The sequence below is a fragment of the Aeromicrobium panaciterrae genome, from assembly GCF_039537165.1.
Classification (GTDB): domain Bacteria; phylum Actinomycetota; class Actinomycetes; order Propionibacteriales; family Nocardioidaceae; genus Aeromicrobium; species Aeromicrobium panaciterrae.
In genome coordinates this window covers 2,384,977-2,401,886 of sequence record NZ_BAAAZZ010000002.1, presented here as the reverse complement: position 1 = coordinate 2,401,886, position 16,910 = coordinate 2,384,977, and the positions used below count along the sequence as shown (strand labels likewise).

Annotated in this window: 15 protein-coding genes; 7 read left to right on the top strand and 8 right to left on the bottom strand. The window is 68.4% G+C overall.

What is annotated here, in order from left to right; genetic code table 11:
* Positions 1-4 precede the first annotated feature (4 nt).
* Positions 5-2,341 carry a DNA helicase PcrA gene (pcrA, locus tag ABD683_RS12660; RefSeq protein ID WP_344770312.1) on the bottom strand — a complete coding sequence of 779 codons (2,337 nt, stop codon included), beginning with the start codon at positions 2,339-2,341 and terminating at the stop codon, positions 5-7.
* 64 nt (positions 2,342-2,405) lie between these two features.
* On the opposite strand from pcrA, the gene ABD683_RS12655 reads away from it, so the two are divergent.
* The gene (locus ABD683_RS12655; protein ID WP_344770311.1) at positions 2,406-2,756 is read left to right on the top strand and encodes a GntR family transcriptional regulator; all 351 of its coding nucleotides are present in this window, start codon (positions 2,406-2,408) and stop codon (positions 2,754-2,756) included.
* Here ABD683_RS12655 and zwf read toward each other — a convergent pair whose 3' ends face one another.
* Both zwf and ABD683_RS12645 read right to left on the bottom strand, forming a co-directional pair.
* A complete protein-coding gene (gene zwf / locus ABD683_RS12650) occupies positions 2,757-4,193 on the bottom strand; it encodes a glucose-6-phosphate dehydrogenase (protein WP_344770310.1) in 1,437 nt (478 codons plus the stop codon).
* Between the two features lie 48 nt (positions 4,194-4,241).
* The gene (locus tag ABD683_RS12645; protein ID WP_344770309.1) at positions 4,242-5,945 is read right to left on the bottom strand and encodes a cation:proton antiporter; all 1,704 of its coding nucleotides are present in this window, start codon (positions 5,943-5,945) and stop codon (positions 4,242-4,244) included.
* A 103-nt stretch (positions 5,946-6,048) separates the two neighbouring features.
* Here ABD683_RS12645 and ABD683_RS12640 point away from each other — a divergent pair, with 103 nt between their 5' ends.
* Positions 6,049-7,023, top strand: coding sequence for an ATP-binding cassette domain-containing protein (locus ABD683_RS12640; protein WP_344770308.1), 975 nt, complete (start codon positions 6,049-6,051; stop codon positions 7,021-7,023).
* Positions 7,020-7,841 (top strand): ABC transporter permease, encoded by an 822-nt coding sequence (locus ABD683_RS12635; RefSeq protein ID WP_344770307.1) that lies wholly within the window; start codon positions 7,020-7,022, stop codon positions 7,839-7,841. Before ABD683_RS12640 ends, ABD683_RS12635 begins: the two co-directional genes overlap by 4 nt.
* Here ABD683_RS12635 and ABD683_RS12630 read toward each other — a convergent pair.
* Together ABD683_RS12630 and ABD683_RS12625 are read right to left on the bottom strand one after the other, a co-directional pair.
* Entirely contained in the window at positions 7,838-10,924 is a 3,087-nt protein-coding gene (locus tag ABD683_RS12630; RefSeq protein ID WP_344770306.1) for an AfsR/SARP family transcriptional regulator, read from the bottom strand. The genes ABD683_RS12635 and ABD683_RS12630 overlap by 4 nt on opposite strands.
* A gap of 32 nt (positions 10,925-10,956) precedes the next feature.
* A complete protein-coding gene (locus ABD683_RS12625) occupies positions 10,957-11,754 on the bottom strand; it encodes a helix-turn-helix transcriptional regulator (RefSeq protein ID WP_344770305.1) in 798 nt (265 codons plus the stop codon).
* 49 nt (positions 11,755-11,803) lie between these two features.
* On the opposite strand from ABD683_RS12625, the gene ABD683_RS12620 reads away from it, so the two are divergent.
* The gene (locus ABD683_RS12620) at positions 11,804-12,232 is read left to right on the top strand and encodes a DUF2000 family protein (RefSeq protein ID WP_344770304.1); all 429 of its coding nucleotides are present in this window, start codon (positions 11,804-11,806) and stop codon (positions 12,230-12,232) included.
* Between the two features lie 66 nt (positions 12,233-12,298).
* Here the strand turns inward: ABD683_RS12620 and ABD683_RS12615 are convergent, their stop codons facing one another.
* Positions 12,299-12,940: a response regulator gene (locus ABD683_RS12615; RefSeq protein ID WP_344770303.1), complete on the bottom strand. Its 642-nt coding sequence runs from the start codon at positions 12,938-12,940 to the stop codon at positions 12,299-12,301.
* Positions 12,937-14,190 carry a PspC domain-containing protein gene (locus ABD683_RS12610; RefSeq protein WP_344770302.1) on the bottom strand — a complete coding sequence of 418 codons (1,254 nt, stop codon included), beginning with the start codon at positions 14,188-14,190 and terminating at the stop codon, positions 12,937-12,939. Before ABD683_RS12610 ends, ABD683_RS12615 begins: the two co-directional genes overlap by 4 nt.
* Positions 14,191-14,320: 130 nt before the next feature.
* On the opposite strand from ABD683_RS12610, the gene ABD683_RS12605 reads away from it, so the two are divergent.
* Genes ABD683_RS12605 through ABD683_RS12595 form a run of 3 tightly spaced genes read left to right on the top strand, consistent with a single transcriptional unit; the run spans position 14,321 to position 15,973 of the window.
* Positions 14,321-15,478 carry a PspC domain-containing protein gene (locus ABD683_RS12605; protein ID WP_344770301.1) on the top strand — a complete coding sequence of 386 codons (1,158 nt, stop codon included), beginning with the start codon at positions 14,321-14,323 and terminating at the stop codon, positions 15,476-15,478.
* Entirely contained in the window at positions 15,475-15,738 is a 264-nt protein-coding gene (locus ABD683_RS12600) for a hypothetical protein (RefSeq protein WP_344770300.1), read from the top strand. The genes ABD683_RS12605 and ABD683_RS12600 overlap by 4 nt, the downstream gene beginning before the upstream one ends.
* Positions 15,713-15,973 (top strand): PspC domain-containing protein, encoded by a 261-nt coding sequence (locus ABD683_RS12595; protein WP_344770299.1) that lies wholly within the window; start codon positions 15,713-15,715, stop codon positions 15,971-15,973. The genes ABD683_RS12600 and ABD683_RS12595 overlap by 26 nt, the downstream gene beginning before the upstream one ends.
* Here the strand turns inward: ABD683_RS12595 and ABD683_RS12590 are convergent.
* Positions 15,924-16,910: a glycerophosphodiester phosphodiesterase gene (locus ABD683_RS12590; protein WP_344771600.1), complete on the bottom strand. Its 987-nt coding sequence runs from the start codon at positions 16,908-16,910 to the stop codon at positions 15,924-15,926. The two genes, ABD683_RS12595 and ABD683_RS12590, sit on opposite strands and share 50 nt — an antisense overlap.

Genomic DNA, 16,910 nt, shown 5'->3' with positions numbered 1-16,910 from the left:
GGCGTTAGAGCTTTTCGACTGGGGCGTATCTCAGGAGGAGACGTTTGACGCCCTGGGAGCCGAAGTCGACCGATGCCTGGGCCTTGTCGCCCTGACCGTCGACCGCCACCACGGTGCCGAGGCCGAAGCTGTCGTGCGACACCCGGTCGCCGGGTGACAGCGACACGACCTCGCGGGTCGCGCGCTTGGACCTCGCGGCCACGTTGGTGGAACGGAACGACGACTGCGCCGTGACCGAGGGGCTGCTCGGAGTCCACTGCGTCGGTGACGAAGCAACCCGGCGCCAGTCGACCAGCGCCTCCGGCAGCTCGTCGAGGAAGCGTGATGGCGGGTTGTAGGAGGGCGCGCCCCACGCGGCACGGGTCTGGGCGCGGGTGACGTAGAGGCGGGTACGAGCCCGGGTGATGCCGACATAGGCGAGCCGGCGCTCCTCCTCGAGCTCGGTGGTGTCGGCGAGCGATCGCATGTGGGGGAAGACGCCGTCCTCGAGTCCGGTGAGGAACACGACGGGGAACTCCAGGCCCTTGGCGGTGTGCAGCGTCATCAGGGTGACGACGCCGTCGCCCTCGTCGGGGATCTGGTCGGCGTCGGCGACCAGTGCAACCTGTTCGAGGAACGCCGACAGCGACCCGGGTGCGAGATCGGCCGCGGCGTCGGCGACGGCCTCCGCCTCGGCGTCATCGGCGATCGTGCTGGCGCCCACGACGAACTCGCGCGCCACCGCGACGAGCTCGGCGAGGTTCTCGACGCGGGTCTCGTCCTGCGGGTCGGTGCTCTGCTCGAGGGCACCGAGGTAGCCACTGCGAGTCAGTGCTGCCTCGAGCACGGCGTCAGCAGGCGCACCGCTCTCGGCCATCGCCATCAGCTCCGACATCGTCTGGGTGAACGCCTGGATCGCGTTGAGGGAGCGCGTCGCCAGGTCATCGGCCTCGTCGGCGCGGGTCATCGCCTCCCAGAAGCTGATCTCGCGACGGTCGGCGAGACGCTGGATCGCCGCCTCGGCGCGATCGCCGATGCCTCGCTTGGGCTCGTTGAGAATGCGACGGAGGGACACGGCGTCGCGCGGGTTGACGAGGACGCGTACGTAGGCCAGCGCGTCCTTGATCTCCTTGCGTTCGTAGAACCTGACTCCGCCGACCACGCGATAGGGCAGGCCGACCCGGATGAAGACTTCTTCAAACACGCGGCTTTGGGCATTGGTGCGATAGAAGATCGCGACGTCCTTGGCGGCGACGTCGCCCTCGTCGGAGAGCTTGTCGATCTCCTCGGCGATGAACTGTGCCTCGTCTCGCTCGTCGTCTCCGACATAGCCGACGATCTTTTCGCCATCGCCCTCGGCGGACCACAGCTGCTTGTCCTTGCGGCCGGCGTTGCGGCTGATCACGGCATTGGCCGCCGACAGGATCGTCTGGGTCGAGCGGTAGTTCTGCTCCAGCAGGATCGCCTGTGCATTGGGGAAGTCGTCCTCGAACTCGAGGATGTTGCGGATGTTGGCGCCGCGGAACGCATAGATCGACTGATCGGAGTCGCCGACGACCAGCAGATCGGAGTCGGCGTCGGTGAGCTCCTTGATCAGCTGGTATTGCGCGTGGTTGGTGTCTTGATATTCGTCGACCAGGATGTGCCGGAATCGGCGCCGGTAGGTCTCGGCGACGTCGGGCCAGCCCTGGAACAGGTGCACCGTGTTCATGATCAGGTCGTCGAAGTCCATCGCGTTGGCGGCGCGGAGCCTCGCCTGATAGGTCGTGTAGGCCTCGGCGTAGAGCTCCTCGGTCGGGTTGGCCGCCTTGCCCGCAGCAGCCTCGTGATCGACGAGCTCGTTCTTGAGGTTGGAGATCCAGTTGAGCACCGCGCGGGGGTTGACCCGCTTGGGGTCGAGATCCATGTCGCGGCACACCTGCGTCATGAGGCGACGCTGGTCGGCGGAGTCGTAGATCGTGAACGTCGAGGTGAAGCCGAACTTCGTCGCCTCGCGGCGCAGGATGCGTACGCAGGCGGAGTGGAACGTCGACACCCACATCATCCGGGCGCGCGGGCCCACCAGCTCGGCGACGCGTTCGCGCATCTCGGCGGCGGCCTTGTTGGTGAACGTGATCGCCAGGATCGACCCCGGATGGGCTCCTCGGGCGGCAATCAACCAGGCGATGCGACGGGTCAGCACCCGCGTCTTGCCCGATCCGGCACCCGCCACGACCAGGAGCGGACCGCCGGGATGTGACACCGCTTCGCGCTGCGCGTCGTTGAGCCCGTCGAGCAGGATGTCGGAGCGCGCACGTTTCTTTTCTGCCTCCTGGGCAGACTTCTTCTCCGCGGTTTGGGGCACGGGGAATGGCGATGTCATCAGGCTCTCCAGCCTAGTTGCCGCCAACGACATCGGCGCCGTCGCATCGCGCGACAATGAACACATGGACCTCGTCACGATCGACGCCGACGCCGCGGAGCCGCCGTACGAGCAGGTACGTCGACAGATCGCCGAAGGCGCTGCCACGGGAACGCTCTCACCGGGGCACAAGCTGCCGCCCGTGCGACGGCTCGCGACCGATCTCGGCCTTGCCGTCAACACCGTCGCCAAGGCTTACCGCGCGCTCGAGGCCGACGGGATCATCGAGACGCATGGCCGCGGCGGCACGCTCATCGCCACGCGCAGGATCGGCGACGCCGAAGCAGACGCGGCCGCCGAGACGTACGTTCGCATCGCCCGCCGTCAGGGGCTCTCGGTCGACGAGGCGATCCGGCTGGTGGAGAAGAACTGGTAGCTACTCCGCCATCGTGTTGGGCTTGCGCCAGCTGCGCTCGAACGGCAGCCGCCACGCACGGGGCGCGATCAGCTGGTGCACCGCGTTGGGCCCCCAGGTCGCCGACGGATAGGGCCGTACGGGTGGCGCATCGGCGAGCAGGGGCTCGGAGATCTCCCACAACCGCTCGATGCCCTCGGCCGTCGTGAACAACGTGCGCTCGCCCCGCATAGCATCGTGGATCAGCCGCTCGTACGCCTCCAGCACGTCGCCCGCCCGCTCGGTCTCCTGCATCGCGAACTGCATGCTGAGCTTGTCGAGCCGCATGCCGGGACCTGGACGCTTGCCATAGAACGACAACGACATCTTCGAGGCGTCCGCGAGGTCGAACGTCAGGTGGTCGGGCCCGGACAGCCCGACACCCGAACCGGTCGGGAACATGCTCTTGGGCGGTTCACGGAACGCGATCGAGATGATGCGGGCACCTTCGGCCATCTTCTTGCCGGTGCGCAGGAAGAACGGCACGCCGGCCCAGCGCCAGTTGTCGATCTCGGCCCTGAGCGCGACGAACGTCTCGGTCTCGGAGTCGGCGGCCACTCCCGGTTCGTCGCGGTAGCCGTCGTACTGACCGCGTACGACGTGCTTGGGGTCGAGCGGCAGCATCGAGCGGAAGACCTTGTTCTTCTCCTCGCTGATCGAGTCGGAGTCGAGCGACGTCGGCGGCTCCATCGCCATGAACGCCAGCACCTGGAACAGATGCGTGACGACCATGTCCTTGAACGCGCCGGTGCCCTCGTAGAAGCCCGACCGTCCCTCCAGGGAGAGCGTCTCGGGTACGTCGATCTGCACGTGGTCGATGAAGTTGCGGTTCCAGATCGGTTCGAACAGCCCGTTGGCAAACCGGAACGCCAGGATGTTGAGGGCCGCCTCCTTGCCGAGGAAGTGGTCGATGCGGAAGATCTGCTCCTCGGCGAAGACCTCGTGGATCTGGGCGTTGAGCGACTTCGCGCTGGCGAGATCGGTGCCGAACGGCTTCTCCATGATGATGCGCGCGCGATCGACCAGGTGCGCGTCACGCAGCGTGTGCACCACGTCGAGCGCTGACTTCGGCGGGACGCTCAGGTAGTGGAGGCGGCGCGGCTCGCCGCCGAGCTCGGCCTCGTGCGCGGCTGCGGCCTTTGCCAGCGCCTCTGACCCGTCCTTGACGTTGACGTACGAGAGCTTGGGCGCGAAGGCAGCCCACTGCTCGTCCTTGACGGTACGCGGGCTGAACTCACGGCAGGCTTCCTCCGCGAACGCCCTGAACGACTCGTCGTCGAGCTCGTCGAGCGAGACGCCGATGATCCGCGAGTCGGGCACGAGACCCGACTGCAGCAGGTGCATCAGCCCGGGCAGCAGCTTGCGCCGGGCGAGATCGCCCGTGGCACCGAAGAGCACGATCAGATGTGGCTCGTTCACGGTCTCAGGCTAGACCCGCCAGGTTGCGCACAGGTGAAATCGAGAAGCTCATTCGATCTGGTTGAGCGACATCTCTGCGGCGTCGACGCGACTGAGGACGGCAGCCAGCACGGTGGAGTCGAAGCGCCCCGTCGACCTCGCCTCGAGCAGGGCGCCGCGCTGGTCGGCGAGGATCGCCAGCCGGAGCCGGCGGTATTCGCGCAGCCGTTCGGAGCGGGTCTCGTCATCCGTGCCAGCCCATGCAGTGAACTTGTCGGGCCGGCTCTGCTTGCGCGTCTCGGTCAGCACCAGCGGGTCGACGAGCGCTCCGTCCAGGCCCTCGGTCTCGGCGTCGTCGCACCGCGACGAGGCGACGTCGTTGAGGATCTCACCCAGGGCCAGCAGCTCCTCACGCCGTTGGCCTTCGCGGTCGGCCTCCACGCCCAGGCTGCGGACAACCCAGCTGAGGGTTCCGCCCTGGATCACCAGGGTCGCCACGGCGACCGAGAACGCGATCAGGATCAGCAGTGGCCGCTGCGGGGTGTCCGACGGCAGCGTCTGGGCCGCGGCGAGCGTGACGACGCCACGCATGCCCGCCCAGGTCAGGACTGCTCCGTCGCGGAAGCCGAGCCGTTCCTTCTTGTAGAACGCGAGGTCCGCGCGGCTTCGCTCCACCATCATCTCGATGCGCTTGCGCCGACGCTCCGGCATCTGTTGTCCCCGTGGCGTCCCGAGCGTCTCGGCGATGCGGTCAACGCGCGGGAGCCGCCGCTCGGTCTGCTCGATGTCCTGGCGCAGGCCGAAGATGAGCATCACGACGTACACGACTCGTACGGCGAGCAGGACCGCGACAGCGATCACCGTCGCGAGCGCGAGCGTCCCCCACTCGCCGTCACCGTCCTGGAAGTCCTCCACCAGCCCCGGCGCCTCGAGCCCGACCAGAAGGAAGACCCCGCCTTCAAGGAGGAACGCGATCGTCTTCCAGTTGACCGTCTCGGCGCCCCTGGCCTGCGCGGGCAGGACCTCCGGGCCGAGGTAGCCCGTGATCAGCCCGGTCGTCACGACCGCGACGAGCCCGGACACCCCGAAGTGCTCGGCCGGCGCGTACGCGGCAAACGGCACGACGAACGAGAGCGCGGTGTTGAGCGTCGCGTCGGACAACCGTGACCGTACGACGACGCTCACCAGGCCGATGACCCAACCGATCGCGACCGCGCCGACCACCGCGACGACGAAGTCCCAGGCCACGCCGCCCAGGGACACCGTGACGCCGGTCGCCGCGATCGCCGAGCGAAGCAGTACCAGGGCGGACGCGTCGTTGAGCATGCTCTCGCCCTCGAGCACCGTGACGAGGCGGGGCGCGACCCCGGTGCGCTTGACGATCGAGGTGGCCACGGCATCGGTCGGGCTCAGGACCGCTCCGAGCGCGATGCCCTCCGCCAGGCCGATGTCGGGGATGATGCGGTCGAAGATCAGCCCGAGCAGCACCGCCGAACCGGCCACGACGACGACTGACAGCCCGCCGATCGACTTCAGGTCGCGGCGGAAGTCCAGCATCGGCATGTTCACCGCGGACGCGTAGAGCAGGGGCGGCAGCACCCCGGCGAGGATGATCTCGGGTTCGACCTCGAACGTCGGTACGCCCGGCGCGTACGACAGCGCGACACCCGCGGCGACCAGGAGCAACGGCGCAGCGATGCCCAGCCGCGGCGACAAGCCGGACACGGCGACGACGACGAGCACACCGACGATGGCGAGGAGAGTCAGGTCCATACGAGCATCGTGGCACCGCCGGTCGTCGAGACCCTGTCAGCGGCGATCAGGGCTGTCAGCGGGATGACAGGGCGATGCCAGCGGGTCCGTCCATCGTGGAGACATGAACAACTACGCCATTCACGCCGAAGGGCTCGTCAAGCATTTCGGCGACACCAAAGCCCTCGACGGCATCGACATTGCCGTCCCCGAAGGATCCGTGCTCGGTGTCCTCGGCCCCAACGGAGCCGGCAAGACCACCGCCGTACGCATCCTCGCCACCCTGCTGCAGCCCGATGCGGGTCACGCGACCATCGCGGGCCACGACCTCGCCACGGACCCCGACGGGGTACGTCGCTCGATCGGCCTCACGGGGCAGTACGCCTCGGTCGACGAGCAGCTGACCGGCCGCGAGAACCTCGTCCTGGTCGCCCGTCTGCTCGACCTGACCCGCGCCTCGGCCGCCCAGCGCGCCGAGGAGCTCCTCGAGCAGTTCGGACTCACCGAGGCGGCGGATCGCCGTACGCGGACCTACTCCGGCGGCATGCGTCGCCGGCTCGACCTGGCCGCGAGCCTGGTCGGTCGGCCTCAGGTGATCTACCTCGACGAGCCGACGACCGGCCTCGACCCGAGCAAGCGCGACGACATGTGGAATGTCGTACGGTCGCTCACCGACCAGGGGACGACCGTCCTGATGACGACGCAGTACCTCGACGAGGCCGACGCCCTGGCCGACTCGATCGCGGTGATCGACAACGGACTGGTCATCGCGGAAGGCACGCCCGAGGAGCTCAAGCGCATCGTCGGCGGCCGCTCCCTGCAGGTCCGCCCGACGCATGAGCGTGACTTCGCCGACGTCACCGCCCTGCTGACGAACATCACCGGACGCCCGGTCGAACAGCCCGCCAAGGGACTCCTCGCCGTACCCGTCACGGACGGCAGCGCCCTTACCGAGGTCGTCGCGGGCCTCGGCCAGCGCGGCATCGCGGTCACCGAGCTCGCGCTCAAGCTGCCCGACCTCGACGAGGTCTTCTTCACCCTCACCGGCAAGCCCGCCCCGGCGGACGACGCCACCGACGAACTGGAGCTGGTTCCATGAGCACCGCCACCGCTGCCCCGCAGCTGACCCCGTCGGCGTCCGACTACGAGACCGCCAGCTGGTTCCCGTGGCTCCGCCACGCACTGGTCCTCGCCGGACGCTCGATCAAGAAGATGATGCGCCATCCCGAACAGTTCTTCGACGTGACGCTGCAGCCTGCGCTGTTCCTGCTGATCTTCGTGTACGTCCTGGGCGGCGCGATCGCCGGCAACACGCACGACTACCTGCAGTTCGTGCTCCCCGGCATCATGATCCAGACCGTGCTGTTCAGCACCATGAGCATCGGAGTCAATCTCAACACCGACATCAAGGAGGGCGTCTTCGACCGGTTCCGGGCTCTGCCCATCCCCCGGTCGGCGCCCCTCGTCGGCGCAACGATCGCCGAGTGCCTGCGCTACGCCATCACCATCACGGTGAGCCTGGTGTTCGGGTTCATCATCGGCTACCGCCCGACCACCTCGGTGCTGTCGGTCCTGACCGCGGCGCTGCTGGTCCTGGTGTTCGCCTGGTGCCTGTGCTGGATCGCGATCTGGCTCGGCATGATCGCCCGAGAGGCCGGATCGGTGCAGGGCTTCGCGTTCCTCGCGCTGTTCCCGCTGACGTTCGGCTCGAGCATGTTCGCGTCAGCGGACACCATGCCGGGCTGGCTGGAGGCGTTCGTGAAGGTCAATCCCGTCACGCACCTCACCGACGCCGTACGCGGTCTGCTGACCGGTGGACCCGTCGCCCACGACGCGTTCATCGCACTGGGCACTGCCGGAATCATCCTGGCGATCTTCGCGCCGCTGGCCGTGCGCGCCTACCGCCGCAAGGCCTAGGCCGGTCCCAGCGTCAGCCCGATGGCCTCGTCCTGCTCCAGGGCGAGGCCTTCGGCGTACGCGCGCTCGTAGGCCACATCGCCCATCTGCTCGCGCAGCATCACGATCAGCTCCCGGGCATCACGGTGCATCGCATCGACGACGCCGCGGATCGAGTCGGCCGCGCCCATGCGTCGCGCCGCCAGCTCGAGATCACCCGTGGCACCCGCCAGGACGGCGGACGCCACGGCAACGTGCGAGACGACCGGCATGTCGTCGCTGGCCCGGCCATGAACTGCTGCCTCAGCCAGGCTCGATGCCGCTCCCCCGAGATCACCTGCAGCAGTCTTCGCCAGGACGAGGGCCGCGATCACGGTCGCCTTCATCTGCCGGCTGCCGATGATCTGGTCATCAGGATCGTCCCACTCGCCGATCAACGACTCGATCGCCGCGACCGCCGCCTGGGGGTTGCCGTCAATCCGGTCGAGGTTGGCCATCGAGAGTCGCGCGATGTAGGTCGCCCGGTGCACACCTGCGGCCTCGGCCGAGGCCAGCTGCTCCTCGAGCATCGTCCTGAGCTCCGGCAGGTCATCGGGGGTGGCCGCCGAGAGCCGCAGCCCGACCATCTTCATCCGGGTGAACTCGAGATCTTCCGTCGCCCCGAGGGCTTCGAGCGACGGGACAGTCTCCTCAAGCGTCCTGAGCGCCGCCTCCGCATCGCCGCCATACGCCTCGAGGGTCGCCCGCTGCCCCAGCGACGTGGCAATTCCCCAGCGGTCGCCCACCGACCGAAAGCCCTCGATCGCCTCGTCGAGCGTGTCGGCCACACCTCCGAGGGTTCCGGCGTTGTCCATGAGGACCACGCGCATCAGCTTGATCGCCGCCGCAGTCCACGGGTCCTTCGGCGGCACCAGCTGGCGATCCCCGAGCTTGCCGAAGTAGTCGATCGTCGCCATCGCCATGTCGACGTAAGGGCCCTTGGCCTCACCGGTGTCCCACAGCTCAAGGATCTCGTCGACGTACTCGCCGACCAGGTCACGGTTCTCCGATGCCATTGCGGCGACGATCTGCAGGACGCGTACGCCGATCTCACTGGTCGGATCGGACCGGCCGGGAAGCGCGCCGACCGTGGCGGCCCAGGACAGCACCTCGGCGTCCTGGTTGCGCGTCGCCCAGTACCACCCGTGAGTCGCCAGCATCCGGGCCGCGCGATCACGGTCCTGCTGGTCGACTGCGAAGCGGAGGGCAGCGCTGATGTTGCCTCGTTCGGTGTCGAAGGCGGCGAACGCCTCGAGCTGGCGAGGTCCGCGCAGGTCGAGCTCGTGCTCCTGGGCGAACGCGAGGAAGTAGTCGACGTGAGCCGTACGTACCTTCTGCACGATGCCACGCTCGATCAGCTGCTCGATGCCGTACTCACGGAGCGTCTCGAGCATCCGAAAGCGCGGCGTCTCGGCCTTGATCGGCATCAGCAGCGACTTGTCGGCGAGCGACTCGAGCAGCTCGATCGTCCGTTCTGACTCGTCGAACACCGCCGCTGCGCTGGCCGCCGTGACGCCCCCGGGGAAGACCGCGATCCGCTCGGCGAGGTCACGCTCGTCGTCCTCGAGCAGGTCCCAGCTCCACTCGACGACGGCGCGCAGGGTGCGATGACGCGGCAGGGCCGTACGGCTTCCGCCCGTCAGGAGCCTGAACCGGTCGGAGAGCCGGTGCGCGATCTGCTCCACCGTCAACGAACGCAGCCGGGCCGCTGCCAGCTCGAGCGCCAGGGGCTGACCGTCGAGACGCGAGCAGATCTCGAGCACACCCGGCAGGGTCGTCGAGTCCAGCGTGAATGCCGGGTCAGCCGCCTGGGCTCGCTGCACGAACAGCTGCACCGCACTGAACTCCAGCGCCTCGGCAGGGGTCGCGGTCGACTCCGGATGCGTCAGGGGGTCGACCGGGTAGACGTATTCGCCGAGGATCCGCAGCGGTTCGCGACTCGTCGTGATCACGACCAGCTTGGCGGCGTGCGTGAGCAGGTCCTCGGTCACCGCCGCCACGTCGTCGATCAGGTGCTCGCAGTTGTCGAGGATCAGCAGCATCCGAAGCGAGGACAGCGCGTCGATCAGCCGCGTGCGCTCGTCGGTGGGCCCGCCCGAGGTGCGACGGTCGGTCACCGAGATCTCCAGCAGGCCGAGTGCCGACAGGATCGTCGAGACGATGTCGTCACCGCCGGTCACGGGTGCGAGCTCGACCAGGCAGATCTCGTCGAACGCGTCGGCCGCCCGACGGGCGGTCTCGATCGACAAGCGGGTCTTGCCCACTCCGCCGGGGCCCATGATCGTCACCAGGCGATGCGTGCCGAGTGCCGCGGTCAGATCGGCCATCGCCTTGTCGCGGCCCACGAAGGTCGTCACGCCGACCGGCAGCGACGAGGTCGTACGCCGTGGTCGCGCCGCCTCTCCTCGCAGGATCGACACGTGCAGGTCTTGCAGCTCCGCCGAAGGGTCGGCGCCGAGCTCATCGGCGAGCATGGCCCGGAGCTCCTCGTACGCCGTCAGCGCCTCGTTGGCGCGACCGTGGGATGCGAGTGCAGACAGGTAGAGTCGCCAGAACCCGTCGCGGTAGGGATGCGCCGCGGTCAGCTCGCCGAGCTCGGCGATGACGCCGGCGTCGGATCGGCCCTCGAGGCTCGCCTCGACGGCCGACAGGCGCAGCTCGTTGAGTCGTCCGGCGGCGCTCTGGGCGAACGGGAACGTGAGCACGTCGGCGAACGCCTCTCCACGCCACAGCGTGAGCGCCTGGCCGGCCTGACCTGCGGCGACGAGTCGTTCGAACTCCGCGGAGTCGACCGCGTCGCAGCGCAGCACGTAGCCGGCGGACGTCGACTCCAGTGACCCGTCGGGCAGCTTGCGCCGGGTGCGTGACACGACCGACTGGAGTGCGTTGACCGCGTCTGCGGGCACGTCGGCACCCCACAGGTCGTCGATCAGTGCTGACGCGCTCACGGGATGACCCGCGTCGATTGCGAGGCGGGCGACGAGGGCGCGGCTGCGCGGCCCGCCGAGATCGACCTCGCGATCTTCGACGAGCACCCTGACCGGCCCGAGGACGTCAACCTGCACGACGTTCATTGTGCCCCCTGCACCAGGCAGGGTCAGGCGGCGTGGCGAACGTACGCGCCGGGCGTCACGCCCAGGACCCGCCGGAAGTGCCGCGTCAGGTGTGCCTGGTCGTAGAACCCGACCGCCGCGGCGACGCCGGCCACCGGCGTGCCGTCGAGCAAGAGGTGGCGGGCCCGGTCGATGCGCCGCCCCGTGACGTACCGGTGCGGCGGCATGCCGTACTCGCGGCTGAACACGCGTACGGCGTGTGACGCGTGGACACCGAGGTCCGCCGCGATCGACGCCAACGTCGGCGTCGACTCCGGCGCGCAGTCGAGCCGGTCACGGATGAGCCGGGCAAGCCGCGACTCGCGGCGCGTCGACAACGGCTCCGCGGAGTGGTCGAGGTGTTGCGTGATGCGTTCGCTCAGGAACGCCAGTCGCGACTCCGCCTCGAGCTCGTCGCCGGGTGAGGTCAGCGCGTCGTGGAGTCGAGCCATCGCACGCGTCAACGAGTCGTCACGCAGGGACGGCTGACGTACGGCAGCGCCGACCAGCTCGCTCGAGAGCCAGCGGTCATCGACATAGACGACGCGCTTGTCGAATCCGCCAGCGATGGCGGCGCGACCGTCGTGCGGGACGTGCGGCGGGAGCACCGTGAGTGACCCGGGAGCAGCCTGATGGTGGTGATGTGCCAGGTCGTACTCAACCCCACCGGTGTCGACCAGCAGCAGGGTCCAGTGGTCGTGCGTGTGTGCCGGATAGGCGTGCTCGGTGAAGTGTGCGTGCAGCACCTCGTCGACGCCTGGCACGTCCGGACGCCAGGCGCGGACCCGCTCGCCGGTCGACATGTCAGAAACGTACAAGACCGGGCGCGGCCGCGCGGCCGATGCTTGACGCATGGACGACCTCGAACCCATCCGCTTCGACACCAAGATCGCCGTGCTGCTGCACGAGGACCTCGAGCCGTGGCAGGCGCTCAACGTCACCGCGTTCCTCATCAGCGGCATCGCTTCGGCCGACCCCGAGCTCATCGGTGAGCCGTACGAGGACGCCGACGGGCAGACGTACCTGCCGCTGATCCGTCAGCCCGTCGTCGTGCTCTCCGGCGACAGCGAGCGCCTCACGACGACGCACGGCAAGCTGCTCGCCCGGGGCATGGCGATCGCGGTCTACACCCGCGACATGTTCGCGACCGGCAACGACCGCGACAACCGGGCAGCGGTACGCAAGGTCGCGACCGCGGACCTCGACCTGGTCGGCATCGCCGTACGCGGTGCCAGGAATGCCGTCGACAAGTCGTTCAAGGGCGCAGCACTCCACCGCTGACTCCGCGATTTGTGACGTTCAAGGCGCTATCCGGGGCGCGAAGCGCCTAGAACGTCACAAATCGCGTCAGATGAGGCGGCGGTCGTTGGCCCAGCGGGTCAGTTCGTGACGGCTCGACAGCTGCAGCTTGCGCAGCACGCTCGAGACGTGGGTCTCGACGGTCTTGATCGAGATGAAGAGCTCCTTGGCGACTTCCTTGTAGGCATAGCCGCGGGCGATGAGCCGCATGACCTCGCGCTCGCGCTCGGTGAGCCGGTCGAAGTCCTCGTCGATCTGGGCGACCTCGATCGTCCCGGCGAACGCATCGAGGACGAACCCCGCAAGACGCGGCGAGAACACCGCATCACCCGCCGCGACCCGGTCGATCGCGTCGAGCAGCTCCGGACCCGAGATGTTCTTGGTGACATAGCCACGGGCGCCGGCACGGATGATGCCGATGACGTCCTCGGCGGCATCGCTGACGGACAGGGCCAGGAACTTCATGTCGGGATGACGCACATGCAGGCGACGGATGACCTCGAGGCCTCCCCCGCCGGGCATGTGCACGTCGAGCAGCACGACGTCGGGCTTGGACTCGACCAGCACCTCGACGGCACTCTCGACGTCCTCGGCCTCCGCGACGATCTCGACGGGTCCGTCGATCTCGGCGCGGACTCCGCGCCGGAACATCGCGTGGTCGTCGACGATCGCGACGCGCAGGGTGGTCATTGCTTGGTCTCCTCGGGTACGGGTTCGGCGTGGCGTACCGGCACGGACATGGCCACCTCGGTGCCCTGGCCGGGATTGCTGCGAATCGTCACGGTACCCCCGTGGCGTTCGACGCGATCGACGATCGAGCCGCGTACGCCCATCCGGTCCTCCGCGATCTTGTCGGCGTCGAACCCGACGCCACGGTCGCGGACGAACACCTGGACGGTCTCGGCGTTGGCCTCGGCGTAGACGTCGATGCGGTCGACCTTGGCGTGCTTGGCGGCATTGATCATGGCTTCGCGCGCTGCCTTGGCGACCGCGCTGACGTCGGGGTCGAGCGGTGCGTCACCGACCGCGATGACCTCGACGGGTACGCGATGCGCGTCCTCGACGTCGGCCGCCGAGGCCCGCAGTGCCGCGACGAGCGAGTCGCCGGCCTGCTCGTCGGTGCCGTAGAGCCAGGCCCGCAGCTCACGCTCCTGGCGCCGGGCGAGCGTCGCCACGGTGGCCTGGTCGCCGGCGTTCTTCTGCAGCAGCGCGAGGGTCTGGAGCACCGAGTCGTGCAGGTGGGCGGCGACGTCGGCACGCTCCTGCGAGCGTACGAGCGCGCGGCGTTCCTCCGTGAGGTCGCCGAGCAGCTTGCTGATCCACGGCCCGAGGATCAGTGCGAGGCCGATCAGCGCGACGCCGAGGGCGGACGCCAGGTCGAGCATCGCCCCCCAGCCGCGCTCCTGCGTGAGGAAGAAGATTCCGGCCAGCGCGATGAGCACACCACCGGCGGCGATGCGGACCGCGAAGCCCATGCCACTCGTCTGGCGCATCCAGCGCCGCCAGGCGACGTCGTCGAACTGGCGCCAGATGACGGTCAGGCCGACGACTGCGACCAGAGCGGGACCGACGAGCGCGTCACTGATGCCGCGACCGGTGACCTGCAGGAACAGCAGCACGCCGACCCCGACCGTGCCGATCGCCAGCGTCTGGAGGATCTCGGCAGATCCTGCCCGGTTGGGGCTGGTGCGCAGGCCCTGGCGGGTCGCGGCCTCGAGGCCCGGCGACAGCTCGGGCTGGCGCAGCGGCAGGAAGCGCCACAGCAGCAGGTAGGCGATGATGCCGATGCCGTTGAGCCAGGTGAGCACGACGAACGCGAGGCGCACGTAGAGCACCCCGACACCCAAATGGTCGGCGAGACCCATCGCCACGCCGCCCACCATGCGGCGGTCTGCCGGCCGGTAGGCGCGGCGATAGCGGGGCGCGCTGGTCTGGGTCACCCAAAGATCGTCACACGTACGCGCGCGCAGGCGCTACCAGGGACGACCCTTGTCCACCCTGATCGTCGTTCCAGCGGTTTCAGGGTCGTACCCGATGGTGAGGCAGTCCACGTTCAGCCACGATGGATGTATGAACGACACACAGGAAACGCCCCGCACCGCGGGCCCGGACGACGAGTTCGATCCACACAAGCTGCGCACCATCACCGATGTCGAGCGCTCCACCGACGACCGTTGGGTCGCTGGTGTGTGCTCCGGTGTCGCGAAGTACCTCAACATCGACCCCGTCATCGTGCGCATCGTCATCGTGGTGCTCGCGCTCGCCGGCTTCGCGGGCGCCATCCTGTATGCCGCGGCGTGGCTGCTCATGCCGTCCGAGGACGAGGACAAGAGCATCGCCGCCGAGTGGTTCAAGCTCGACGACAACGAGGAGCAGGTCCGCCGGATCGGCCTCATCGCGGCCGGCATCATCGCCGTCTTCGGACTCCTGGGCGACTGGGGCAACTGGTGGGGCATCGGCTGGATCGTGATCCCGCTGGCAGCGCTCTACTACGTCTTCGTCGTACGGCCCCGCAAGAGCGACAAGGAGGCCATCAAGGCGCAGGTCATGGCCGAGATGCCGACGAGTGAGTCGATCACCGCCGAGGTCCAGGCCAAGATCGACAAGAAGGTCGCCGAGAAGATCGCCCACGCCAAACAGCCGAAGTCGAAGGCGCTCCCGCTCCTGACCCTGTCGCTCATCGCGATCGGCGTCGCCGTCACCCGCATCTACGCCGACACGCATGACGGCATCGAGTGGACGTCGTACGTCGCGGTGGCCCTTGCCATCACCGGCGTCGGCCTGGTCATCGGCACCTTCTGGGGCTATGGCGGACCGCTGATCTTCCTGGGCCTCGTGCTCGGTCTCGTGCTGGCGGTCGGCTCGGCGCTCCCCAACGGACGTATCGGTGAGCAGAGCCCCACCCCCACGACGGCAGCGGGCGTCCACTCCTCGTACAACCATGGCGTCGGGCTCCTCGAGCTCGATCTCACCGAGGTCACGGATCCGACCGCGCTGCTGGGCCGCACGATCACGCTCGACAACGGCATCGGTCAGACCAAGGTCATCGTGCCCGAGGGACTCAACGTCGTGATCGACGGCGAGCTCAGGCTCGGCGAGCTCTCGGTGTTCGGCCGCAAGGAGCACGGCACCGACAACGAGATCCTGTTCCCGGCGACGGGAGCCGGCTCGGCCCTGACGATCGAGATCGACCAGAACATCGGCAATGTCGAGGTGATCCGGTCATGACACGTCATCCGTTCCGCTGGAGCAGCCTCGCCTTCGGCCTGATGTTCCTCGCCGGCGTCGGCCAGTGGGCCGTCTGGAAGCAGGACTGGCTCACCCCGCGCGAGCTCAGCCTGGCCTCCTCGGCCGTACTCATCGGACTTGGCCTCCTCGGCGTCATCGCGACGTTCTGGAAGCCCAAGCAGCTCACCACCCCACACATCGAGGACGACCCGTCCTCCTCAGAAAGAAGTGACCATGAAGAAGCTCACCCGCAATCCTGACGACAAGTGGCTGGGAGGCGTCTGCGGAGGCATCGCCGACTACACCGGCATCGACGCCAACCTGATCCGTCTCGTCGTCGCCGTGTGCACCCTGCTCGGCGCCGGGACGCTCATCCTGGCCTACATCGTCGCCTGGGTGCTCATGCCGGCTCGACCGGCGGCGGCCCAGACCGTGTGGGCCGAGGCTACTGACTCTGCAACCACTGGGAGCGAGCCTGCACCGCAGTCGACGTGAAGTCGGAGAAGGCGCCGTCAATGCCGGCGTCGAAGAACTGAAGGAGCTCGCTCACGGCATCGCCGTGGGCGAGCTTTTCTGTGCCCACCCGCATGGCGGGCGGAAGGAACGCGTTCTCGTTGCGCATCGTCCAGACATGCACGTCCAGCCCTGCCGCGTGCGCACGTTCGACGAGCCCGGTCGGGCCGGCGCCGGGCTTGACCACGAGCTCCTTGAACGGCCCGATCGCGTCGGCGTACTCCGCCACGAACGCGAGCCCTTCGTCGCTGCGCAAGTTGTCGTACGTCCGCGCGTCGCCGGCGACCGTGAAGTCCGCCGGCTGGCCCTCGACCGACATCAGCTGCACGAGCATTGCGGGGGTACGCGGCCGCAGCGCGCGCAGGTTGGCCGACTCGAACGACTGGATCACGACAGTCGAGTCCTCGTCGTTGAACCCGCGTCGCTCCAGCGTCTCGATCAGCATGTCGTTGAGGCTGATGCCGATGCTCTCGAAGTAGCTCGGGTGCTTGGTCTCGATGTAGACACCGACCGGTGCTTCGCCGCCCGCCGTCTCGGCGATGTCGAGCACCTCGTCGAGGGTGAGGATCTCCTCGGTGCCGGCCAGCGCCACGTTGCCGGGTCGCAGGTCGGGGATGCGTTCCTTGCAGCGCAGGGTCTTGAGCTCGGCGAGCGTGAAGTCCTCGGTGAACCAGCCGGTGTGCGAGACCCCGTCGACGATCTTGGTCGCCTTGCGGTCGGCGAACTCCGGCCGGTCGGCGACGTCGGTCGTGCCGTCGATCTCGTTCTCGTGGCGTACGACGAGGATCCCGTCGCTGGTGCTGACGACATCGGGCTCGATGAAGTCGGCGCCCTGCTCGATCGCGAGGAGGTAGGACGGGCGGGTGTGCTCGAGGCGTTCGCCCGGCACGCCCCGGTGGGCAATCACGAGTGGCAGCAT